Genomic DNA, 22,479 nt, shown 5'->3' with positions numbered 1-22,479 from the left:
TACTCTCCTAATTGTTGATACGGGACCGGGCGTGAATTTGGCTTTCTCAGCACAGGGTTTTTTCTTTAGTGAAGGTTTCCACCAGTGCCATCAGTTCTGTTGCCGTCGGCTGAGCGAGTGCCTGTTCAGCCAGTGCTTTCGCATCTTCATAATGCGTATTGCGGATCAGTTTTTTGATACGCGGGATAGCAATAGAACTCATACTAAATTCATCTAAACCCATGCCCAGCAACAATAACGTTGCACGTTCATCACCCGCCAGCTCACCACACATTCCGGTCCATTTCCCTTCCGCGTGGGAAGCGTCAATGACTTGTTTGATAAGGTTCAGCACCGCAGGAGACATCGGGTTGTAGAGATGGGAAATCAGCTCATTTCCGCGATCCACAGCCAGAGTATACTGCGTCAGGTCGTTGGTTCCAATACTGAAAAAATCGACTTCTTTTGCAATGTGACGTGCATTAATTGCTGCCGCCGGGGTTTCCACCATGATACCAACTTCAATAGTTTCATCAAAAGGTTTCTGTTCATCCCGCAGCTGCTGTTTCATTTCGTCCACTATCTTATTGAGTTCGCGGACTTCTTCGACGGAAATCACCATCGGGAACATGATGCGCAGCTTTCCGAAAACCGAGGCACGTAAAATTGCGCGCAGCTGGGTATCGAGAATTTCACGGCGATCCAGACAGATACGGATGGCGCGCCAGCCGAGGAACGGGTTTTCCTCTTTCGGCAGATTCATATACGGCAGGTCTTTATCACCGCCGATGTCCATGGTGCGGACAATAATGGCTTCATCCGGCATCGCCTGGGCGACTTCTTTGTAAGCGCGGAATTGTTCTTCTTCCGTCGGCAGCGAGTCGCGATCCATAAACAGGAATTCGGTGCGGTATAAACCGACACCTTCCGCACCGTTGCGTTCCGCACCCGGCATATCGCGCACGGTACCGATGTTGGCACAGACTTCCACCTGATGACCGTCGAGGGTAATCGCAGGCAGGTCTTTAAGTTTTGCCAGTTCGGCTTTTTCCGCCAGATAGTCATCGCGCACTTCTTTCATGCGCTCAATCTCTTCTTCAGACGGATTGAGATAAATGGTGTTATTAACCGCATCCAGAATCAGGTAATCATCACTGCTAATATTTTCAGTGGCATTACCGGTACCGACCACGGCAGGGATTTCCAGCGAACGGGCCATGATGGAAGTGTGGGAAGTCCGGCCGCCGATGTCGGTGATAAAGCCCAGCACTTTTTTCAGGTTCAGCTGTGCGGTTTCGGACGGTGTCAGGTCTTTGGAGACCAGGATCACTTCATCAGCGATGGCGCTGAGGTCGATAATCGGCATGCCGAGGATATTTTTCAGCAGGCGGTTACCGATATCGCGGACATCTGCCGCGCGTTCTTTCAGATACTCATCATCAAGACCTTCCAGGGCGGTGGCCTGTTCTTCAATCACCTGGTTGACCGCGTAATCGGCGGTTTTTTTGCTTTTGATGATGTCAGTGATTTCGTTTTCAAGCTCCTCGTCTTCGAGCAGCATGATATGACCTTCAAAAATTTCGGCTTTCTCGGCACCGAGATTTTTTTCAGCGGTTTCTTTGATGGCATTCAGCTGTGCGGACGCTTTGGCGCGGCCTTCAGTGAAACGCCGGATTTCAGCATCAATCTGCTCAGCAGAAATCGACTTCTGGCTGATAATGATAGGTTCTTCTTTGAGTAACAACGCTTTACCAAAAGCGATACCCGGTGAAACAGAGATTCCTGAAACCATAATAATACCTTTGAGTTTACTGGGGGACGTACAGCAGCGGGCTGCGTGAGCGTACCCGGAAACGGACTATCCCCGGCATGACACGGCGGCCGGGGATCCTGGCAGGTGAGGGCGGAAGGAGATTACTCCAGTTCACCCATCAGTTTGACGAGGTGCTCTACCGCTTTCTGCTCATCTTCACCTTCTGCGGCGATAGTCACCACGGTACCCTGTGTCAGACCCAGCGTCTGTAACTTGAACAGGCTTTTGGCGCTGGCGCTTTTGCCGCCGGAAGTCAGGGTGATGTCAGAAGCGAAGGTTTTGGCTTCTTTGACAAACTGAGCCGCAGGACGGGTGTGCAGGCCGTTAGGAGCAGTAATGGTGACTTCTTGCTGATACATAGCGTTACCTCATGTTTGAAATTTTTTATCGGCAGTTAATATTAAGACATATAACAGTAATCATAGCCGGAGCAAGTAAAATAGCACAACCCGAAGATTCGACATACGTATTTGGTGTCATTATTTTGAGCTGTGAAATAATTACTTTTTTAATACTAAACAACCGCACAAAAATCACCCCGCAGAGTGTCAAACTTTGATCCGTTGCACAAAAAAAGCACCCTTTGCGGGTGCTTTCGAGGTCAGGCAGGACGGGAACTGAATCCGTTCAGTTGATCAGTTTTCACTGATATCGGCGAACAGGGCCGTACTGAGGTAACGTTCACCGGAAGACGGCAGGATCACCACGATATTTTTACCCTTAAATTTATCTTCTTTCGCGAGACGTTCCGCAGCAATGACTGCTGCCCCGGATGAAATACCGGCCAGAATACCTTCGCGCTCCATCAGTTTACGGGCGGTGGCGAAAGCATCTTCGTTGCTGACCAGCTCGACGCGGTCAATCAGGCTCAGATCCAGGTTGCCCGGGATAAAACCGGCGCCGATACCCTGAATTTTGTGCGGGCCCGGTTTGATCTCTTCCCCGGCCAGCGCCTGGGTGATCACCGGGGAACCTTCCGGCTCGACAGCCACGATAGTGACGTCTTTTTTCCCTTTGATGTTTTTCAGGTAACGGGCGATACCGGTGATGGTGCCGCCGGTGCCGACACCGGCAACCACGACATCCACATTGCCGTCAGTGTCTTCCCAGATTTCCGGGCCGGTGGTTTTTTCGTGGATCGCCGGGTTGGCCGGGTTGCTGAATTGTTGTAATACGATATAACGGGACGGATCAGACGCGCTGATTTCATCGGCTTTTTCAATCGCGCCTTTCATGCCTTTCGCTCCCTCGGTCAGTACCAGGTTGGCTCCCAGGGCTTTGAGCAGTTTACGGCGTTCGATACTCATGGTATCCGGCATGGTCAGGGTAAGTTTGTAACCACGGGCGGCAGCAACATACGCCAGTGCAATCCCGGTGTTACCGCTGGTCGGTTCCACCAGTTCCACACCCGGTTTCAGGATGCCGCGTTTTTCCGCGTCCCAGATCATATTGGCACCGATACGGCATTTGACGCTGAAGCTCGGGTTGCGGGATTCCACTTTCGCCAGAATATTGCCGTGACCAAAATGTTTGAGGCGCACCAGCGGTGTGTGACCAATGGTTAGCGAGTTATCTTCATATATCTTACTCATCGGTTTTCCTTATAGGGTTATTCATAATCGGACTAAATATAAAACCACATTACCCGCTGACCGGCGGAAAGGAAATACATAATCGGCATATCCTTATAACCGGACAGACGATCCATAGCGAAAAGGTATAAGGCGCAGGAAAACGGCAGGGCGGTGTGATAACCACCCTGCACGGAAGGGCGTTGCGGATCAGTCGCGGACAAACTGTGCGCGGTAGCGATCCACCCACAGCGCGGTGGCACCGCAGACCGCCGCAGGCATAATGAACAGGTTCACAAACGGGATCATGGTCAGCACACTGACCAGCGAACCGAACTGGAGATTGGTCATATTATCGCGGCGCAGGGTGTTTTTCATTTCCGGAAAACTGACCTTGTGATTATCAAACGGGAAATCCCCGTACTGCACAGACATCATCCAGGCACCGAAAATAAACCAGAGCACCGGTGCGAGTGTCTGCCCGATTCCCGGAATAAAAAACAGGATCAGCAGAATAACGGCACGCGGGATGTAATAGAGCAGCTTAACCATCTCCCGTTTCAGAATACGCGGGATATCTTTTATCAGATCTGCCCAGCCCTGATCCGGCGCGGGACGCCCGGTGAGTTCCGCTTCCAGTTTTTCTGACAGCCAGCCGTTAAACGGCGAGGCAATGATATTGGCGAGCGTGCTGAAAAAATAGGTGAAGATCAACAGCACGGAGATCACCGCCACCGGCCAGATAAAATAATCCAGCCATTGCAGCCAGCCCGGTACTTTGTCCATCAGCCAGGCTATCCACCCGCTGAACTGACTGAACAACCACCAGAGCGCACCGCCCATTACCACGATATTGGCCAGCAGCGGCAGAATCACGAAGGCCCGGAGACCCGGACGCATCATCAGCCGCCATCCTTGTGCAACATATGCAAAACCGCTGAGCGGCCTGACAGGATTTGTCATACTTCCTATTCACTCCTATGATTGTAAAACGTTATACTATCAGACTGAGCTATTGATTTGTTCGGTCACAAATGAAATGTCAGGATGAAAAATCAGTCAAAAAGAGCAATTCAATGATCTTTATTGCAAGAAATACGTGCAGGGACTTGAACTTAACATCATTGACAAATACTCTTGTAATCAAACGATAGTATTTTGCCATGGTGGCCTTTAATTTAAACAACAGAGATAGCACTGATGCAAGATTTGCGTCTGATATTAATCGTTGTGGGTGCGGTAGCAATCATCGCATTGTTACTCCACGGACTGTGGACGAGCCGTAAAGAGCGTTCTTCCCTGTTTCGCGCGCGCCCCATGAAGCGTCGAAAATACGAGTCACAGGACGAAGCTGCTGATGACATGTCAGAAGCACACGGTGCCCGTCATTCTGCTGCATTACCGGACGATCCGGCTCCGCAGATCTCTCCGTATTCAGAAGCGCAGAATGAGCAGGATCCGTTATTATCTGCCGGCAGAATGTCTCCGTCACCGGAGCCGGAAGAACCGCCTGTGATACCGAAAGCGCAGAGTCCGCGCCGTCAGCCGGTAAAAACACCGGAAGCCGAGCCGCAAATCGGATTATTTGATGCCCTTGAGCAGGAAGCCCCGGCACCACAGGTTGCGGTTACCCCGGCGCCGGAAGTGATGACAACTGCTGCCGTGATAACGGCGGCTGAAACAGATACGCCTCACGAGGAACAACCGGCAGCTGAGCCGGAGCCGGTTGTTGCGGTGCAGGAAGATGCGCCGCACAGCAGTGCGGAAAACAATGAGCTGGTGCTGGCACTGTTTGTGTCTGCCCATCCGGGACAGATGGTCGCGGGTGACATTTTGCGCACGGCTGTTGAGCAGGCCGGGTTCCGTTTCGGGGCGATGAACATTTATCACCGTCATGTCGATCCGGCAGGCAGTGGTCCGGTATTATTCAGTCTGGCCAATATGGTGAATCCGGGCACGTTTGTGCCGGAGCAGATGGAAGAGATCGAAACCCCGGGTGTGGCCATGTTTATGATGGTGCCGTCCTATGGTGATGCAAGCCAGAACTTCAAACTGATGTTACAGGCCGCTCAGCGTATCGCCTCTGATGTCGGTGGTGTGGTACTGGATGAGGAGCGCAAAATGCTGACACCGCAGAAAATTGAGGTGTATAAGGCACGCATCCGCAAAGTTCTCGTTGCCAAACAGAACTGAGACCCACAAATCGCACAAAAACCCCCGCAATGACGGGGGTTTTTTTCAGGTATAAACAGATTGCAGATTACTATGATGCCAAAAAATAACGAAAACGACATTGAACAGCTGCGCGCCGCGTTGCGCCATCATGAATACTGTTATCACGTGCTGGATAACCCGGAAATGCCGGATGCGGAATATGACCGCCTGATGCAGCGTCTGAAAGCGCTGGAAGCGGCGTATCCGGAACTTATCACACCTGACTCCCCGACACAGCGGGTCGGGGCATCACCACTGAGTGCGTTTGAACAGGTACGACATGAAATTCCGATGCTGTCACTGGATAACGTGTTTGATGAGGAAAGCTATCTCGCCTTTGACAAACGTGTGCGTGATCGCCTGAAAGACACGCAGGATCTGACATTCTGCTGTGAGCTGAAACTCGACGGCCTGGCGGTCAGCCTGCTGTATGAAAACGGCAGTCTGGTGCAGGCGGCGACCCGGGGTGACGGCACCACCGGGGAAAACATTACCGCCAATGTGCGGACCATCCGTGCTATTCCGCTGAAACTGCGCGGGGAAAACATCCCGCAGCGTATTGAGATCCGCGGCGAAGTCTTTATGCCGCAGAAAGGCTTTGAGGCGATGAATGAGGAAGCGCGCCGTACCGGAGGTAAAGTGTTTGCCAACCCGCGCAACGCCGCAGCCGGTTCATTACGCCAGCTGGATCCATCGGTGACAGCCAAACGCCCGCTGACCTTCTTTTGTTACGGTGTGGGCGTGCTGGAAGGCGGTACACTGCCGGGCAGTCACTATGATCGCCTGCAGCAATTTAAAGCGTGGGGCTTACCGGTCAGTGATCGTGTGATGCGCTGCACCGGCAGTCAGGCGGTGCTGGATTTTTATCACAATGTGGAAGAGAGCCGTCCGGTACTGGGCTTTGATATTGACGGCGTGGTGATCAAAGTGGATTCCATTGCACAGCAGGAGGCGCTGGGTTTTGTGTCCCGAGCCCCGCGCTGGGCGACAGCCTTTAAATTCCCTGCCCAGGAACAGATGACCGTTGTCCGTGATGTGGAATTCCAGGTCGGCCGTACCGGTGCGATTACCCCGGTTGCCCGTCTGGAGCCGGTGCTGGTGGCCGGTGTGACGGTCAGTAATGCCACACTGCATAATGCGGATGAAATCAGCCGTCTCGGCCTGAAAATCGGTGATACCGTGGTTATCCGCCGTGCCGGGGATGTGATCCCGCAGGTGGTGGGCGTGGTGGAATCAGAGCGTCCGGCAGATGCGCGGGATATTGAATTTCCGCTCAGTTGCCCGGTGTGCGGGTCAGATATCGAACGGGTGGAAGGCGAGGCCGTTGCCCGCTGTACCGGCGGTCTGATTTGCGGCGCGCAGCGCAAAGAAGCACTTAAACACTTTGTCTCCCGCCGCGCTATGGACGTGGACAGACTGGGAGACAAAATTATCGACCAGCTGGTGGATGCGGAATATGTGAAAACGCCGGCCGATCTGTGGCGGCTGACCCCCGGTAAGCTGACCGGGCTTGATCGCATGGGGCCAAAATCGGCACAGAAACTGACTGACGCACTGGCGGCATCAAAACAGACCACTTTTGCCCGTTTTCTTTATGCCCTGGGGATCCGCGAAGTCGGCGAAGCCACGGCGGCCAATCTGGCAGAGCATTTCGGCACCCTGGAGGCTTTGCAGCAGGCAGATACAGAGGCACTGAAAGCCGTTCCCGATGTGGGGGAGGTTGTCGCGAAACATGTGGTCAATTTCTTCCGCGAACAGCATAACCGGGAGGTTATCACTGATCTGACCGGGGATATCGGTATCAGCTGGCCGGATGTGGTGGCGGTGGATGCATCGGCACTGGATAATCCGTTTGCCGGTAAAGTGGTTGTACTGACCGGCTCACTGCAGATCCTGACCCGTGATGAGGCGAAAGATCGGCTGACGGCGCTGGGGGCAAAAGTCACCGGCAGTGTCTCGAAGAAAACCGATCTGGTGGTTGCCGGAGAAGCCGCAGGTTCCAAGCTTGTCAAAGCGGAAGAGCTGGGCATTAAAGTGATCAATGAAGATGAATTTATTGCGCTGCTGAACTGACAGACAACCTGAAAAACGGTCTTCCGCAGAAGACCGTTTCAGTCACATCAGGAGAGATGATGGAGAAAGAAGATTTAGTGGCTGTCGCTAACACGGCTATGCCATTTGGTAAATACAAAGGCTGCCGTTTAATTGACCTTCCCGAGGAATACCTGCTCTGGTTTGCCCGTAAAGACAGTTTCCCGGAAGGGTGCCTGGGCCAGCTGATGCAGATCACCCTCGTGATTAAAACCGAAGGGTTAAGTGGTCTGATAAAACCGCTTAAACGTCCTGCTCACTGATCCCGGGTCAGTGCATCGATGACTTTCCGGCTCAGTATACGAAACTGGCGCTGTTCATCGTCATCAAGACTTGCAAATACTTTTTCTGCATTGCGGGTGCGTCCTGTTGCCGCGCGGGACAGAAACTCTTCACCTTCGGGGGTCAGCTGAGTCACCAGTTCCCGTTTATCGGTCTCCGACTGATACTGGGAAACAAACTGGTGTTTTTTCAGTGCCCGTAATGATTTCGAGACATTCTGGCGTGAAATCCCGAGTTTCTGACTTAAATCCGACGGGGTTAAATCCCCCTGAAGGCGCAACATTTCCATTACGTCATACTGTGCCCATGTCACCTTTTCAGGTGAGCTGATGGTCCGTTGCGCTACCAATGTACACTGTAACAATGACAGTGTATTTTCCAGTTCCTTGAATGACATAACACCTCCCTTTTATCCTCACCCTTAGTTTAGCTGAAAGGCAAAATCAGGAAAAGGAAGTTGATTAACAAAAGTTAATCAATTAAGCTTTTGGTTAACTAAAGTTAATTAAAAGGTGATGTGATGACTGACTTTCAACAGAAGATTATTCTGGTTACTGGTGCGTCAACCGGAGTAGGTGAAGGAATTTCCCGTGAATTACTGAAAAGAGGCGCTAAAGTTGCGATTACCGGGCGAAATCCGGAACATCTGCAAAAGGCAATAAATGAGTGGGATCCTACGGGGTATAGCGTGCTGGCAATTGAAGCAGATGTACGTAAATCGATCGATTGCAGGCGGATGGTGAGCACGGTATTAGATAAATTTGGTGCTTTGCACGGACTGGTGAACAATGCCGGGATCACCGGGCCGCACGGCGTGAAGATTGCGGATTACGATGCTGAGGCCTGGCAGGATGTGATGGATACGGATGTGACCGGCACATTCCTCGGGATGAAATTCGGTATTCCGGCCATTATCAAAAGCGGCGGCGGAGCGATAGTGAATTTATCAGCCTGTAACGGCGTCACCGGTATTGCGGGAATTGCGCCTTATACTGCGGCCAAGCACGCGGTACTCGGACTGACACGGGCGGCGGCACTGGAATATGCAGAGCAGGGGGTGAGGATTAACGCGGTCGGTCCGGGCTATGTGGCAACACCGAATATTCTGGCGTTACCGCAGGATGTGCAGACCATGATGGCGGAGAGTCACCCGATGAAACGGATGGCAACGCGGGAAGAGGTGGCAAAAATGGTGGCGTTTCTGTTATCAGATGACAGTCGTTTTTGTACCGGCGGGTTTTATCCGGTGGATGGCGGGTATACCGCGCAATGACAGGAAGGCAGAAACGAAAAACCCCGGTCAGAGACCGGGGTTTGAATTTGGTGGAGCTAAGGGGGATCGAACCCCTGACCTCTTGCATGCCATGCAAGCGCTCTCCCAGCTGAGCTATAGCCCCGGAAAACCGGATGTCACGGTATTTATCAGTCACCAACGATTTGGTGGAGCTAAGGGGGATCGAACCCCTGACCTCTTGCATGCCATGCAAGCGCTCTCCCAGCTGAGCTATAGCCCCGATAAAATCGACCGGACGCGCAGCATAATAGGCAAGGTTCCCTGAACTGTCAACGGGTTAATATGAAATTCGTGTGTGACCGGTGAAAAAGCCGTCAATTCAGTAAAATGACAAAAAAATACCCGGCACTAAGCCGGGTATTGAGATTGCCGATAGTGATTACTGTGCTTCGCGTTCAGCAATAAAGGCCAGCGCCATATCGATACGCGCCAGAGAACGGGACTGACCAATCGCATGTACGGTCACATCCAGGCCCGGAGACTGACCGGCACCGGTCACAGCAACACGTAATGGCATACCGACTTTACCCATCCCGATTTCCAGCTCATCAGCCGTTGCCTGAATGGCTTCGTGTACGGCTTCCGGTGTCCAGGTGGTCAGGGCGGCCAGTTTGGCTTTAACCACTTCCAGCGGCTGACGGGCAACCGGACGCAGATGTTTTTTCGCGGCATCAGCATCGAAGCTGTCAAAGTCTTCATAGAAGTAACGGCAGGTTTCCGCCATTTCTTTCAGTGTTTTGCAGCGTTCGCCCAGCAGGCGGACCAGATCTGCCAGTTCCGGCCCGTTGCGGGTATCGATCCCGGCATTTTCAATATGCCACTGCAGATAAACGGCCACTTCTTCCGCCGGCATACTGTTAATATAGTGGTGGTTGAGCCACTGTAATTTCTCAGTATTGAATGCACTGGCAGATTTGCTGACGGCTTCCAGGGTGAACAGCTCCGTCATTTCTTCAATGCTGAAGATTTCCTGATCGCCGTGAGACCAGCCCAGACGCACCAGGTAGTTCAGCAGCGCCTGCGGCAGATAACCGTCATCGCGGTACTGCATCACACCCACTGCACCATGGCGTTTGGATAATTTTTTGCCGTCGTCGCCGTTGATCATGGAGACGTGGGCGTATTCCGGTACCGGTGCGCCGAGCGCTTTCAGGATGTTGATCTGGCGCGGTGTATTGTTGATATGGTCTTCACCACGGATAACATGAGTGATTTCCATATCCCAGTCATCGACAACCACACAGAAGTTATAGGTCGGGGAACCATCAGTACGGCGGATAATTAAGTCATCCAGTTCCTGGTTGCTGAATTCAATCGGTCCGCGGATTTTGTCATCAAAAATAACCGAGCCTTCCTGCGGGTTACGGAAACGCACCACATGCGGCTCATCCGCAGTATGGTTATGGGCGTGATCGCGGCAGCAACCGTCGTAACGCGGCTTCTCATTATTCGCCATCTGTTTTTCACGCAGGGCTTCCAGGCGCTCTTTGGAGCAATAGCAGCGGTAAGCGGTACCGTTTTCAATCATGGTGTCGATCACCTGATTGTAGCGGTCAAAGCGTTTGGTCTGGTAATACGGGCCTTCATCCCAGCTGAGATTTAACCAGTTCATCCCGTCCATAATGGCGTCGATAGCTTCCTGAGTTGAGCGTTCAAGATCGGTATCTTCTATACGCAGGACAAATTCACCGTGGTTGTGACGGCTGTACAGCCAGGAGTACAGAGCGGTACGTGCGCCGCCCACATGCAGGTAGCCGGTAGGGCTGGGTGCGAAACGGGTTTTTACTTTACTCATTGGAATGCCTTTCATAACGTCTGCGCCAGACGTAGTGGATGAAGAAATACGATGCGGGATATTTTAGCACTGAGACATAATTCCTCAATGAAAAGGGGAAAAGAAGGCCGAAAAAGTCATTTTTCCCGTGTTAAAAGGAAAAACACATGACAAAACAGGACGTTTTTGCAGCAATGAATCTGACGGCGATCACGATTCATCCGGTTTCTGCTTACATACTGCGCGCGGATGGCGATAATCAGAACAGGGTGACTAAAATTACAACGAACGATCATTTTCTTTCGAAAAAGCGTTGACTCAAACGCGCAGATCCCTATAATGCACCTCCATCACGACGGGCGATTAGCTCAGTTGGTAGAGCATCTCCCTTACAAGGAGGGGGTCACTGGTTCGAGCCCGGTATCGCCCACCATTCTTTTTAAGAATGAACGTTGTGATAGTGAAGTTAAGCAGTAAATGTTATGAATGGGCGATTAGCTCAGTTGGTAGAGCATCTCCCTTACAAGGAGGGGGTCACTGGTTCGAGCCCGGTATCGCCCACCATTCATAATAATGATGTAAGTTGCAGTCATCCTGAAGTGGGCGATTAGCTCAGTTGGTAGAGCATCTCCCTTACAAGGAGGGGGTCACTGGTTCGAGCCCGGTATCGCCCACCACTTCACATGATTCTCCCGCATCACTCAGGTATGGGTCGTTAGCTCAGTTGGTAGAGCAGTTGACTTTTAATCAATTGGTCACAGGTTCGAATCCTGTACGACCCACCATTCCTGAAAATTAATCCCAAAGATGGGTCGTTAGCTCAGTTGGTAGAGCAGTTGACTTTTAATCAATTGGTCACAGGTTCGAATCCTGTACGACCCACCATCTTTCTTATTTCCCCTGTATTTTATCTTCCTGTTTCTGTCTGTTTCCCGGTACATTCAATCAGATTTTTGTGATCTGCTTCATGCTGTTCCATTAAAGTTTTTAACCGGTCTGCCGTTATTCCCCTGTATCAGTCACGATTTTTTGTGATCTCTCTTTTTAAAACAAACACTGACGTCGTTTCGGAGTCCGGAGCGGCATATCTGTATTTCTTTCAGCATGGAGTTCTGTTCCGATGTCGTGGCCTGTTCCTGAATTTCCGGTTAAACGTGATGCACCGGGCGCCAAAATTACGCTGTGGCTGGGGTTGCTGTTCGTCGTTCTGGCCCTTATCTTTTTTCTCGATTTCTGTATTTTAAAACTCCCGCTGACGGAAGTGCTGATTTTTATCTATCTGCCGTACATTCTTATCTGGATGTGTCTGTTCACTTACGCTATGCACCGTCATGAGCAGGCGCGGATCGCTTGTCAGAGCTGGAATGCCTCCATTACTTTCAAACGCAATGAGTGGGTCAACTGGTGCCAGCGCAAACTGATGGTGACCGGGGTTTCATTGCTGATGCCGAAAAGTATCAGACAGGTTTATACCTCAGAGCGGAAACAACGGACAGAAGAGGAAGATAAACAACTGCTTGCCGGTTATGACCATTCTGTCGAAGCGGTTTTTACCGCCCTGGCAAAAGATCTGGATCAGCAGCATGAAGGTTATCAGTCAAAATTAAAAACGGTGTATGTTATCACCCCGAATCCGCTGCAAAATACAGAAATTGAACGCAATGTAACGAAAATCTGGAGCTGTGCGACGGAATTTATTCAGACACCGGAAGATATCGGTCATCTGTTTGATGAGGAAGACAACAGCGCCATGTGGCTGCTGGTCGGGCTGAATATCTGGCAGGCGGGGCAAATTCCGGCGTACCATGAAATGGCAAGTGCTGTTCTGCTGACATCCTGCTACTACTTTGAGCGCAATACCTTTCCGTTTCACGGCAGCCTGTCCCGCTTTATGCCAATCAATGAAATGCAGTTATCTGCCGATCTGCCGATGCTGGAAAAAATGAACCTGCTGGATAAAGAGGAAGAAAAATCCTTCTGGCTGATGCGGGAAAATGAACTGGCGCAGGATGTGATTTATCAGTACTGCAATAAAGCGCAGCGCCGTACTTTCCTGAAAAATAATATCTATATTGCGGATAATCAGGTCAGCGCCGACAGAGAAGCGGTTTTTGTGATGGCAATGATGCTGATAAAAGCGATGGAGACCCTCAGCCCGCAGTGTCTGCTGATGATGGACAGTGATGGCCTCGGGTATGCCACCGTGGTCGGGTGCGAAGTCCGCTGACATAACGTTCCGGTGGTGAGATACCACCGGAATCACTTACTTTTCCTGACTTGCGCGGATAGCGGCAGCCAGTTCAGCCAGTTTTTTATCATCTGCCCGCTCACAGTCGTGAGATGACAAAAATCCCGGATACTGCGTGTAAAACGCGGGTTGTTTATGCTCTATCGGCCGCCATTCTGTCATATCCGCAGTGCCGTGCATCGGGCTGAGTTTACTGTGGATATGATCCACGCCGTAACCCTCGAAAAACATGCCGCAGCGTGCGACATCCGGAAATGCTTTTTCCAGCACTTTTGCCACTTTTTTGGTCGCCAGTACCAGACCGGTCAGAACATCATCTTCCAGATCAAACGCATAGCTCGGGTAATGCGCTTTCGGGATCACCACCGTAAAGCCGTCGGTATTGGGAAATATCGACAAAAATGCCAGATAATGCTCATCTTCCCAGATCTTATGGCAGGGCGCTTTCCCCGCCGCGATATCACAAAAAATACACGCCATTTATCAGACTCTCCCGGTCAGTGAACAGGTCATACCCAACATACAGGATAGGGCACGGAAATACCATTATGCCGGCGGTAAATCAGTCACTTAGAGAAAACTTTATTATTTTCAGTAAGTTGCTATAATGGATGAATGTTCACAACAATGAGGAGTTTATTATGCGAACTAACAGAGCGGCGAGACGTTTGTTAGGAATGCCCTATACATTCAGTAAAGGGAAATCAAAAATTAACATCTTTATTGCAGCCACCGCAGATGAAAACGCGGATAACATCCCGCCGGCGCTGAAGTCAAAAAGCAAAATCTGTGTGATTCAGGACGACAATAAAAAAACCCGGACCTATCACAAAATCGAGACACATTATCCGGGCTATATGGCATGCTGATACCACTGCACATGTGATGACGGCATGATGCAATAAGAAAAGGGGCTGCGGCCTCTTTTTTAATATGCAATAACTCGCAACCTCAACAAATTCTGTTTATGCTGACAGCACAACAATTAAAACCATTCAGCATGTTATGACGGCAGGGGATGATGGACTATTTGTATTATGCGGGGCAGGGGCTCGGTATTGTTGCGTTTATTATCGGGACAACGGTTTTTATCCAGCGCAATGAGCGGAAGCTCAAAATCCGGTTATCAATTTACACCGCCATTATGGCATCCCACTTTTTTCTGCTTGGTGCATATCCCGCCGGGATCAGTGCCACGCTCAACAGCATCCGGACGTATGTGTCCATCAGTCACCGCCAGCGTTGGGTGCTGTGGTTATTTGTCTCGCTGACGCTGATTCTGGCTGTCCCGAATATCCGTACCTGGCAGGAAGTGCTGCCGGTAACGGGCACCCTGATGAGCACGTTTGCATTTTTTCTGCTGACGGGATTGCGTATGCGGTATGTAATCTGGTGTTCAACGGCGTGCTGGGTGGTGTATAACGCCTGGCTGGGAACGGTCGGCGGCACACTGATTGAATCAACGTTTCTGGTGATCAACGGCTGGGCAATTTTCCGTTTCCGGCGTCTGATAAAACAGGGAATTAATCCGTTCAGTTAAGCGGTTCCGGCTGCTCATCCGGGGGAAGGGTGTTTTCCGGATTACCGGGACTGCTGTCATCACCGGAGCCGGTTTCGCGCATCACCTCGTTACACATAAAGTAGAGGTTCGGACGGCGTTTGGCGATATATTTCAGGCGGTGTTCACACTCATGTTTGGTATAGATGTCTTCCGTGACCGGCAGTGCCTCACAGGCATCGTCGCCGCAGGTACTCACCAGTAGCACAAATCCGATAGTTTCTAACATAAACATCCGCCGGTTTTATTTCAGAGGCGCCATTATGTCGTAAAGGGTTGCCTGCCGTCCAGTTTTTATACGGCGAAGGGGTCATCACCGGCGGATAGATATTTCCTGCCGGACATTGCTTTTGCGGATGTATTTCGTGGCTGAATCCGGGTTGAAATGTAACCGTTTCATTGAAAAATGTGGCGGTAAGAGATAACTTTTACTTGAATGAGGCAAATGGTAATGATTATTATTGTCAGCACTATTTGCGTAAAGACAATGAGGAATCAGCATGCGTATCGGGATGAGTGTGGCAGCAGCATTACTGGGCGTGGTATCAACCTCTGCCCTGGCACTGGAATATCCGCTCGGGCAGCCTGTTATCAAAAACGGTATGGAGATTCAGGGTGTATATCTGCAGCCGATCACCATGGCGGTGGAAGGCAAACATGAAATGCATCACCTGGCGGCGGATAAGTCAGATATCCATCTGGAAGCAGATATCCATGCCGTTGAGGAAAACCCGAACGGCTTCGCGGAAGGGGACTGGATCCCGTATCTGAAAGTGGATTACAAAGTCACCAAACTGGATGATCCGAAGAAAGCCCAGTCAGGTACCTTTATGGCGATGGTTGCCAGTGATGGCCCGCATTACGGTGAAAACCTGAAGCTGGATGGCTACGGTAAATACCGCGTCGAATACCGCATCTCTCCGCCGAGCATGAACGACAATGTGGCTTTCGGTCGTCATATTGACAAAGAAACCGGTGTTGCTCCGTGGTTTGAGCCGTTTGATGTCTCCTGGGACTTCGAATATGCCGGTACCGGCCGCAAAGGCAGTTACTGAGTTTATTATTTAAGGAAAACAGCAGGCCGGTAACCGCGGTCTGCTGTCCGGACACCGGATGTCACTACCCCGCTGAGGTCACTCATGAAACTCGTTGTTATGGCACTGTGTTTATCGGTGCTTTCCCTGATGTCACTGCCCGCCGCGGCGGCAGAGAAATTCACTGTCGAACTGGAAATGAATAACGGCGAACTGACACCGCCGGTACTGAAGGTACCCGCGAAAACGCCGATCCGCATTAAAATCTCCAATACCGGTACCGAACCGGTCGAATTTGAAAGCACCCAGCTGCGCAAAGAGAAAGTGCTGGCGCCGGGAGCGTCTTCCGTGGTGGTGATTGCACCGCTCAAACCCGGAAAATATACCTTTTTTGATGATTTTCATCTGTCGCACCCGGCCGGTGAAATTATCGCGGAATAAGTGTCAGTTCACAGGAATTCATTATGGGACAGGTTCTTTTTGTCGTCTGGCGTGAAAGCTTTGAAGCTCTGCTGGTGGTCGGCATCATTTATGCGTGGATAAAACAACACCCGGATGCCGCCGCAGGGCGCCGCTATCTCTGGGGTGGCGTGGCACTGGGTGTTGCGCTGTCGCTCTTTCTCGCACTGCTTATCTATGGCGTGTTTAATGTGCTGGATGACAGCGGCCAGACGTACTTTATGATTGGCATGTCGCTGTTCGCGGCAGCCCTGATTGTGCAGATGGTGTACTGGATGCAGCAACACAGTGCATCACTGAAATCCGGCATTGAGCAGGAGATGAATGACAGCGCCCGGCAGCACTCCTGGTGGGGGGCGTTGTTTATTGTGGCGATCGCGATAGCCCGTGAAGGCAGTGAAATAGTGGTGTTCCTCTCCGGTATTGTGATGGGACTGAATGCGGACACCCTGTGGTCATTTACCGGGGAAGTCGTGGCCGGTATCGCCGTGGCGGCACTGACGTTGTGGCTGTTTCTGTTCACCTACCGGAAAATTGCCTGGAAATGGTTTTTCCGTATCACCGGTATTGTGCTGTTGTTCCTGGCCTGTTCGCTGCTGCTCAAAGGAACGGAAGAAATCGTCAACCTGCTGACCGAGCATGATATCGAACTGAATGACTTCCTTATCTATCCGCTGTGGGATACCACGAACTTGCTGGATGACACCAGCACCACCGGCAGCTTCCTGGCCAGCCTGTTCGGTTATCGCGCCCAGCCTATTGGCCTGAGTGTTATTACTTTTGTGGTGTACTGGCTGGTGATTATTGCGCTGTTCTGCCGCAAAGGAAAAAAACATGCGGATTAACCGGACAGCCATACTGGTTCTGGCATCACTGCTGCTCAGCGCTCCCGGCTATGCGGAAAAATACCGTGCCGGTAATCCGGATACCGGCAGTGATGTGGTGATCGCCAAAGGGGATATTCCGTCACCGGAAATATTTCGTCCGGTTGTGGCGGATTATATGACGATGATGGGAAAACAAACGGCAGCGGCTGAACATCAGCTGTTGCTGTTACAAAAAGCACTGGCTGCCGGGGATATGGCAGCCGCGCGGCAGGCTTATATTCAGGCACATTATGATTATGAGGTTATCCGCGCGGCAGTGGTGGTTTTCGGTCATGCTGACAGGGTGATTAATCCTCACGCCGGGTATTTTCTCAGCCGTGAGCAGGATCCGAAATTTACCGGGTTTCACCGCATCGAATATGCGCTGTTTGCACAAAATGATCCCGCTGCCGCACAGGACGCGACAGCAGATCTGCTGCGCAATATTAATGACCTGAAACAACGGATCGCCGTGGAAACGCTGCCGGCGGCAAAACTGGTGCAGTCAGCGGATGACAGTATTGAGCTGATTCTCAGCACGAAACTGAGCGGTGATGAAAACCGTTACAGCCGTTCAGATCTGTCAGATATCGCTGCTAATATTGAGGGCGCGCGGCGCATTGTCAGCGGGCTGGCGCCGTTATTATCCGCAAAAACCAATGAGACACTCAGAAAACAGTTTGCCGGGCCGGATGCGGTCATGGCCCGTTACCGGGATACCCGGGGGCAGTATGCAGAATATGAAAAACTGACAGCAGAAGACAAACAGCAACTGTATGCCGATCTGACTCTGCTGGCGGAATCGCTGGCACAACTGCGTGCAGAACTGAAAATAGACGTGTATTACAAATACCGGAATGAACCATGAAAGATGGCAAAGTGAAACTGACTGAGACAGAAGAGTCTGTCAGCCTCAGCAAACGAAATACCCTGAAATGGCTGGGGGCAGGGAGTGTCCTGTTATCCGGCGGGTTACCGGCCTTTTCTGCCGCTGCCGCACCGGCGGCGTGTGATAACAGCGCCCGGCTGCGGGAAATCCCGTATCTCGGCAAACATCAGGCCGGGGTTATCACGCCGGAGCAGAAAGAAGCCATTTTTCTGTCACTGAACCTGACGGTGAAAACACTGGATGAGGTTGAGGATGTTTTCCGGCGGCTGACCGGCTGTATTGCGGAACTGACCCGCAACCGGCAGGCAGCGGCACCGGGCGATGACAGAATGCCGCCTGCGGAATCCGGTATTCTCGGTACGGCACTGACGGCTGATGCGCTGACGGTCACGGTTTCTCTCGGCCATTCCCTGTTTGATGAGCGCTTCGGTTTATCGCCACTGAAACCACAAAAATTTACTGCTATGACGGCATTCCCGAATGACCGGCTTGATCCGGCCTGGTGCGGCGGGGATATCCTGCTGCAGTTTTGTGCCAACAGTCGTGAAACGGTGATTTATGCATTGCGTGAAGTGTTGCGCCGTCTTTCCGGCCGGGTGGCACCATTATGGAAAATTGATGGTTTTCTGCCCGCACGGGATATTGAATGCCGCACAACACCGGTTAACCTGTTTGGCTTTAAAGACGGTACCGGCAATGCCGATGCCGGTGATGATGCCCTGATGAACGATCTTATCTGGATCACCGGCCGGGAACCCACCTGGGCGGAAAACGGCAGTTATCAGGCCGTGCGTCTTATCCGTTTTGAACTGGAATTTTGGGATCGGACGCCGCTGGAAGATCAGGAAAATGATTTTGGCCGTCACAAAGCCAGCGGAGCGCCGATGGGGAAAGTGCATGAGCACGATGATCCGGATTTTAAGCAGGATCCGCACGGTGACCGGGTTTTATTTGATTCCCACATGCGCCGCGCAGAGCCCCGCTCCACAGAGAGACACGTTGCCAAACTGCGCCGCCGCAGTTACAGCTACTCGCTGGGGCTCACTCCGTCCGGACAGCTGGATATGGGGCTGGTCTTTATCTCCTTCCAGAAAGACCTGAAAAAAGGCTTTATTGATACCCAGAAACGGCTGAACGGCGAACCGCTTGAGCGTTACATCAAACCGTTTGGCGGCGGATATTATCTGGTATTACCAGGTATTACCTCAGAGAAAAGCTATCTGGGCGAGACACTGATTACTGCTGCAAGAGAGCAGGGCAGATAAGAGGATACCGGGCGGTATCCTCACCCGTGCTGTTTTATCAGAGCAGTGCTTCCGGGGATTCCGGTAAAATCTGGCCGCCGTCAATAATGATGGTCTGTCCGGTGATGTATTTAGCTTCATCGGAGGCAAGGAACGCCGCTGCATAACCGATATCTTCCGGCTCACCGAGCGTGTGTGTCGGAATTGTGGCGCGCATCTGGTCCAGATAGGTTTCACCCTGTGCTTTCAGTCCTTCAGTCAGGATATTGCCCGGCTGGACTGCGTTAATGGTGATCCCGAGGCGGGCATATTCCAGTGCGGCACTGCGCATGAAGCCGAGCTGCGCGGCTTTGCTTGCGCCGTAATGGCTCCAGCCCGGAAAGCCGGTGACCGGGCCGGTAATGGAAGACGTAATTACGATCCGGCCATGTTTTTGTTCTTCCATCACAGCCAGCGCGGCCTGAACCAGGAAAAACATTCCCTTCACATTCACCTTCTGCATGGTATCCCAGTCCTGCTCTGTCATGGATTTGATGGTGCACTGCGGGAAAATACCCGTATTTGAGCAGAGGATATCCAGACGACCGTACTTTTCTCTGACCTTACTGACGACTGCACGACACTGAGACTGAGAGGTCACATCCAGTGCTATAAAGTCTGTTCCCAGCTCTGCAGCGGTAGCACTACCGGTTTTTTCATCAATATCGGCAATAATAATGGTGGCACCGCCCTTTTTCAGCGCAGTAACGATGCCGCGCCCGATCCCTTTGGCGCCGCCGGAAACTACCGCAATTTTACCTGTCAAGTCGAACATATGCATTCTCCTGTTTACCGGGGTTAACACTTAAGTCGTAAATCATTACACCATGACTGTCCCGGAATACAATGGCAAAGCCGCCATGATTGATGAAGTATGAGGACAGTCACACCGGTTAGTTTGAGTCACACGAGCAGTGTGTTGTAACAGATAATTGTACTGATACCGCAGAAAACCATTCTTATGACTGAATCGATTTTAGAAAAATAACATTTTCTTCGGTTTTAATGCGGAGCGGCGCAGGGTTTGCCATAGGGCTGGTTATTATTACAGTAAACGAAACAGACTGATTTTGACGCGATTTGAAGAATAAATCACTAATACACCACCTGTAGTTGGCTTATGTTGATATTAGAGGCTATTCCCACAGTCAAAAACCGGCTATTTTCGTCCCGGGTAAAATAAAAGAAAGAAAATAGGTTATAAAAAAACAGGTGGGTATCATTTTTTGATTATTAAAAAATGCATTTAGCAAATTTATATTTTCTTCTGTTTAATTTTGGTTTAAAAATGACAGATAAATAAAGTTGTCACAAATTAGAGATATATTTAATTAATCGCTAGGTTAAAAAAAATACAGATTCAGGCCAAAAAAACAGCCATTTAGCTGTTTCCTAAAGTGAACACTTTTTCGGGCTGTCAGGCAAAAAAACGTTACGATTTATGTCATGCAAATGTAACATCACGGCGATAAATGGGAATTATTAACATGTAAACAAATGATTTGATGATTTTTTGTCCTGATTTGCTCCGGGTAAGTATTCGGCGATAATGCATACAGACGAACTGAACATGTTACGATCTACCATAAATCAGGCGTGTATCGGATGATAATTAGTCAAATCCATAATAAACAAATGGATATGATTTTTTTAGTGATTTATATCACATCGCATTTTCAGGATTGTTAAAAAAATCAGGATATTTTGCTGTGAGATGGGGCCTTAGTAAGATTAATTTTTGTCAAAATACCTGTGCTTTTTTACGTGTTCGGATCATTAACATGCCTTTTTATGCAGTTATTTTTTTACAAAAAAACAACATAAGCAACAGAAAACGGAAAACAGATCGCCATGTGCAACGTAGGGGTAAACTAATCGCTTGAATTTAACAAATTAGCAACATTAAGGCATTTTCATTTAACTTGAAATGAAATATAAAACATTAAAAAAGACAGAAAAGCGAAAGAAGTTTGGATTGGATCACACGTTGAGAAAGTTTTTCGGGAATATTTTAAAAATATGATTTGAAATACAGTTGTTTTTAAATTTGTCGGTATAGTTAGACTCAATTTTAATATATATAAAAAGATAGGACGAGGTTTGTCATGATTACATACGATCTTCCGGTAACCATTAAAGATATCATTGATGCACAAAAAACCATCAGAGGACATGTCTACAAAACGGGTATGCCGAAGTCCAACTATTTAAGTGAAAAGTGCAACGGCACAATCCACTTAAAATTTGAAAACATGCAGCGCACAGGTTCATTCAAACTCCGTGGTGCATTTAACAAGTTAAGTTCGCTGACACCAGAAGAAAGAGCACAGGGCATCGTTGCCTGCTCAGCCGGTAACCATGCTCAGGGTGTTTCTTTATCCTGCGCTATGTTAGGTATCAACGGCAAAGTTGTTATGCCTACCGGGGCACCAAAATCCAAAATTGCAGCAACCTCCGATTACTCAGCGGAAGTTGTTCTGCACGGTAATAACTTCAATGACACCATTGCTAAAGCAAGAGAAATCATTGAGCAGGAAGGCCGTATCTTTATCCCGCCATACGATGATGAAAAAGTGATCGCAGGCCAGGGGACTATTGGTCTGGAAATCCTTGAAGATCTGTACGATGTCGATAACGTTATCGTTCCAATCGGCGGCGGCGGTCTGATTGCCGGTGTTGCGGTGGCTCTGAAATCCATCAACCCGACTATTAATGTGATCGGTGTCCAATCTGAAAACGTTCATGGTATGGAAGCATCATACCGTGCTGGTAAAATCACGACCCATCGTGATGCCGGTACTGTGGCAGATGGTTGCGATGTTTCGACGCCGGGCAGTATCACGTATGATATCGTGAAAGAGCTGGTGACAGACATCATTCTGGTAACAGAAGAAGAAATCCGCGAAAGCATGATTGCGTTAATTCAGCGCAACAAAGTAGTGACCGAAGGTGCCGGTGCACTGGCGTCTGCTGCGATTCTGAGCGGAAAACTGAAAAAATATATTGAACATAAGAAGACAGTCAGCATCATTTCCGGCGGGAACATTGACCTGACTCGTATCTCTGAAATTATTGGTACCCACGAAAAATAATATTTGCATAGTCTTTTAAAAGGAAAAGCAAC

The 22,479-nt window shown here is 50.3% G+C and carries 23 protein-coding genes and 7 tRNA genes; 19 read left to right on the top strand and 11 right to left on the bottom strand.

What is annotated here, in order from left to right:
* Positions 1-46: 46 nt before the first annotated feature.
* The 4 genes from ptsI to cysZ form a co-directional block, all read right to left on the bottom strand.
* A complete protein-coding gene (gene ptsI, locus ACF8OF_RS17455; RefSeq protein WP_025152887.1) occupies positions 47-1,771 on the bottom strand; it encodes a phosphoenolpyruvate-protein phosphotransferase PtsI in 1,725 nt (574 codons plus the stop codon).
* A gap of 122 nt (positions 1,772-1,893) precedes the next feature.
* Positions 1,894-2,151 (bottom strand): phosphocarrier protein Hpr, encoded by a 258-nt coding sequence (ptsH, locus tag ACF8OF_RS17450; protein ID WP_004240254.1) that lies wholly within the window; start codon positions 2,149-2,151, stop codon positions 1,894-1,896.
* A 276-nt stretch (positions 2,152-2,427) separates the two neighbouring features.
* A complete protein-coding gene (gene cysK / locus ACF8OF_RS17445; protein WP_004240255.1) occupies positions 2,428-3,384 on the bottom strand; it encodes a cysteine synthase A in 957 nt (318 codons plus the stop codon).
* Positions 3,385-3,573: 189 nt separating this feature from the next.
* The gene (cysZ, locus tag ACF8OF_RS17440; RefSeq protein ID WP_262861446.1) at positions 3,574-4,326 is read right to left on the bottom strand and encodes a sulfate transporter CysZ; all 753 of its coding nucleotides are present in this window, start codon (positions 4,324-4,326) and stop codon (positions 3,574-3,576) included.
* Between the two features lie 234 nt (positions 4,327-4,560).
* On the opposite strand from cysZ, the gene zipA reads away from it, so the two are divergent.
* From zipA to ACF8OF_RS17425, 3 genes are all read left to right on the top strand, one after another.
* On the top strand, positions 4,561-5,556 hold the full coding sequence (gene zipA, locus ACF8OF_RS17435) for a cell division protein ZipA (protein ID WP_274371671.1): 996 nt from the start codon (positions 4,561-4,563) through the stop codon (positions 5,554-5,556).
* Between the two features lie 72 nt (positions 5,557-5,628).
* Positions 5,629-7,650 (top strand): NAD-dependent DNA ligase LigA, encoded by a 2,022-nt coding sequence (ligA, locus tag ACF8OF_RS17430; RefSeq protein WP_392497261.1) that lies wholly within the window; start codon positions 5,629-5,631, stop codon positions 7,648-7,650.
* Positions 7,651-7,709: 59 nt separating this feature from the next.
* Positions 7,710-7,931, top strand: coding sequence for a DUF3820 family protein (locus ACF8OF_RS17425; protein ID WP_392497368.1), 222 nt, complete (start codon positions 7,710-7,712; stop codon positions 7,929-7,931).
* On the opposite strand, the gene ACF8OF_RS17420 is transcribed toward ACF8OF_RS17425, so the two are convergent.
* Positions 7,925-8,347, bottom strand: a complete 423-nt coding sequence (locus tag ACF8OF_RS17420) for a MarR family winged helix-turn-helix transcriptional regulator (protein WP_045138659.1) — start codon at positions 8,345-8,347, stop codon at positions 7,925-7,927. The two genes, ACF8OF_RS17425 and ACF8OF_RS17420, sit on opposite strands and share 7 nt — an antisense overlap.
* Before the next feature lie 123 nt (positions 8,348-8,470).
* Between ACF8OF_RS17420 and ACF8OF_RS17415 the strand changes: the two genes are divergently transcribed.
* The gene (locus ACF8OF_RS17415) at positions 8,471-9,223 is read left to right on the top strand and encodes an SDR family NAD(P)-dependent oxidoreductase (protein ID WP_392497260.1); all 753 of its coding nucleotides are present in this window, start codon (positions 8,471-8,473) and stop codon (positions 9,221-9,223) included.
* A gap of 48 nt (positions 9,224-9,271) precedes the next feature.
* Here the strand turns inward: ACF8OF_RS17415 and ACF8OF_RS17410 are convergent.
* From ACF8OF_RS17410 to gltX, 3 genes are all read right to left on the bottom strand, one after another.
* Positions 9,272-9,347, bottom strand: a tRNA-Ala gene (locus ACF8OF_RS17410).
* 41 nt (positions 9,348-9,388) lie between these two features.
* Positions 9,389-9,464: transfer RNA gene (locus ACF8OF_RS17405), tRNA-Ala, on the bottom strand.
* Between the two features lie 159 nt (positions 9,465-9,623).
* A complete protein-coding gene (gene gltX, locus ACF8OF_RS17400; protein WP_262862175.1) occupies positions 9,624-11,039 on the bottom strand; it encodes a glutamate--tRNA ligase in 1,416 nt (471 codons plus the stop codon).
* A gap of 146 nt (positions 11,040-11,185) precedes the next feature.
* On the opposite strand from gltX, the gene ACF8OF_RS17395 reads away from it, so the two are divergent.
* The 7 genes from ACF8OF_RS17395 to ACF8OF_RS17365 all read left to right on the top strand — a co-directional run bounded on the left by ACF8OF_RS17395 (position 11,186) and on the right by ACF8OF_RS17365 (position 13,245).
* Positions 11,186-11,335, top strand: coding sequence for a hypothetical protein (locus ACF8OF_RS17395; protein ID WP_392497259.1), 150 nt, complete (start codon positions 11,186-11,188; stop codon positions 11,333-11,335).
* A 40-nt stretch (positions 11,336-11,375) separates the two neighbouring features.
* Positions 11,376-11,451 (top strand) — tRNA-Val (locus ACF8OF_RS17390).
* Positions 11,452-11,506: 55 nt separating this feature from the next.
* Positions 11,507-11,582: transfer RNA gene (locus ACF8OF_RS17385), tRNA-Val, on the top strand.
* 37 nt (positions 11,583-11,619) lie between these two features.
* Positions 11,620-11,695 (top strand) — tRNA-Val (locus ACF8OF_RS17380).
* 32 nt (positions 11,696-11,727) lie between these two features.
* Positions 11,728-11,803 (top strand) — tRNA-Lys (locus ACF8OF_RS17375).
* Positions 11,804-11,827: 24 nt separating this feature from the next.
* Positions 11,828-11,903, top strand: a tRNA-Lys gene (locus ACF8OF_RS17370).
* A gap of 235 nt (positions 11,904-12,138) precedes the next feature.
* The gene (locus ACF8OF_RS17365; RefSeq protein ID WP_392497258.1) at positions 12,139-13,245 is read left to right on the top strand and encodes a hypothetical protein; all 1,107 of its coding nucleotides are present in this window, start codon (positions 12,139-12,141) and stop codon (positions 13,243-13,245) included.
* Between the two features lie 36 nt (positions 13,246-13,281).
* On the opposite strand, the gene ACF8OF_RS17360 is transcribed toward ACF8OF_RS17365, so the two are convergent.
* Positions 13,282-13,746 carry an HIT family protein gene (locus ACF8OF_RS17360; protein WP_143971400.1) on the bottom strand — a complete coding sequence of 155 codons (465 nt, stop codon included), beginning with the start codon at positions 13,744-13,746 and terminating at the stop codon, positions 13,282-13,284.
* A 161-nt stretch (positions 13,747-13,907) separates the two neighbouring features.
* Here ACF8OF_RS17360 and sra point away from each other — a divergent pair, with 161 nt between their 5' ends.
* Both sra and ACF8OF_RS17350 read left to right on the top strand, forming a co-directional pair.
* Entirely contained in the window at positions 13,908-14,135 is a 228-nt protein-coding gene (gene sra, locus ACF8OF_RS17355) for a stationary-phase-induced ribosome-associated protein (protein WP_025152896.1), read from the top strand.
* A 152-nt stretch (positions 14,136-14,287) separates the two neighbouring features.
* Positions 14,288-14,806 carry a YgjV family protein gene (locus ACF8OF_RS17350; protein WP_262860611.1) on the top strand — a complete coding sequence of 173 codons (519 nt, stop codon included), beginning with the start codon at positions 14,288-14,290 and terminating at the stop codon, positions 14,804-14,806.
* On the opposite strand, the gene ACF8OF_RS17345 is transcribed toward ACF8OF_RS17350, so the two are convergent.
* The gene (locus tag ACF8OF_RS17345; RefSeq protein WP_262883725.1) at positions 14,799-15,053 is read right to left on the bottom strand and encodes a hypothetical protein; all 255 of its coding nucleotides are present in this window, start codon (positions 15,051-15,053) and stop codon (positions 14,799-14,801) included. The two genes, ACF8OF_RS17350 and ACF8OF_RS17345, sit on opposite strands and share 8 nt — an antisense overlap.
* 271 nt (positions 15,054-15,324) lie before the next feature.
* On the opposite strand from ACF8OF_RS17345, the gene ACF8OF_RS17340 reads away from it, so the two are divergent.
* From ACF8OF_RS17340 to efeB, 5 genes are all read left to right on the top strand, one after another.
* Positions 15,325-15,879: an iron transporter gene (locus ACF8OF_RS17340; protein ID WP_004240274.1), complete on the top strand. Its 555-nt coding sequence runs from the start codon at positions 15,325-15,327 to the stop codon at positions 15,877-15,879.
* A 99-nt stretch (positions 15,880-15,978) separates the two neighbouring features.
* Positions 15,979-16,299, top strand: a complete 321-nt coding sequence (locus ACF8OF_RS17335; protein WP_279800280.1) for a cupredoxin domain-containing protein — start codon at positions 15,979-15,981, stop codon at positions 16,297-16,299.
* A 23-nt stretch (positions 16,300-16,322) separates the two neighbouring features.
* Complete coding sequence (locus tag ACF8OF_RS17330) at positions 16,323-17,162, top strand: FTR1 family protein (protein ID WP_392497257.1); 840 nt, start codon at positions 16,323-16,325, stop codon at positions 17,160-17,162.
* A complete protein-coding gene (locus ACF8OF_RS17325) occupies positions 17,152-18,051 on the top strand; it encodes an EfeM/EfeO family lipoprotein (protein ID WP_392497256.1) in 900 nt (299 codons plus the stop codon). The genes ACF8OF_RS17330 and ACF8OF_RS17325 overlap by 11 nt, the downstream gene beginning before the upstream one ends.
* Complete coding sequence (gene efeB / locus ACF8OF_RS17320) at positions 18,048-19,337, top strand: iron uptake transporter deferrochelatase/peroxidase subunit (protein WP_392497255.1); 1,290 nt, start codon at positions 18,048-18,050, stop codon at positions 19,335-19,337. Before ACF8OF_RS17325 ends, efeB begins: the two co-directional genes overlap by 4 nt.
* A 37-nt stretch (positions 19,338-19,374) precedes the next feature.
* On the opposite strand, the gene fabG is transcribed toward efeB, so the two are convergent.
* On the bottom strand, positions 19,375-20,130 hold the full coding sequence (gene fabG, locus ACF8OF_RS17315) for a 3-oxoacyl-ACP reductase FabG (RefSeq protein WP_279800245.1): 756 nt from the start codon (positions 20,128-20,130) through the stop codon (positions 19,375-19,377).
* A gap of 1,330 nt (positions 20,131-21,460) precedes the next feature.
* Here fabG and tdcB point away from each other — a divergent pair.
* Complete coding sequence (gene tdcB, locus ACF8OF_RS17310) at positions 21,461-22,447, top strand: bifunctional threonine ammonia-lyase/L-serine ammonia-lyase TdcB (RefSeq protein ID WP_004240287.1); 987 nt, start codon at positions 21,461-21,463, stop codon at positions 22,445-22,447.
* Positions 22,448-22,479: the final 32 nt, after the last annotated feature.

Origin of the sequence: Morganella sp. TYF_1, assembly GCF_043105645.1 — a bacterium.
Classification (GTDB): Bacteria; Pseudomonadota; Gammaproteobacteria; order Enterobacterales; family Enterobacteriaceae; genus Morganella; species Morganella morganii_B.
This window is presented reverse-complemented; position numbering and strand designations above follow the sequence as displayed.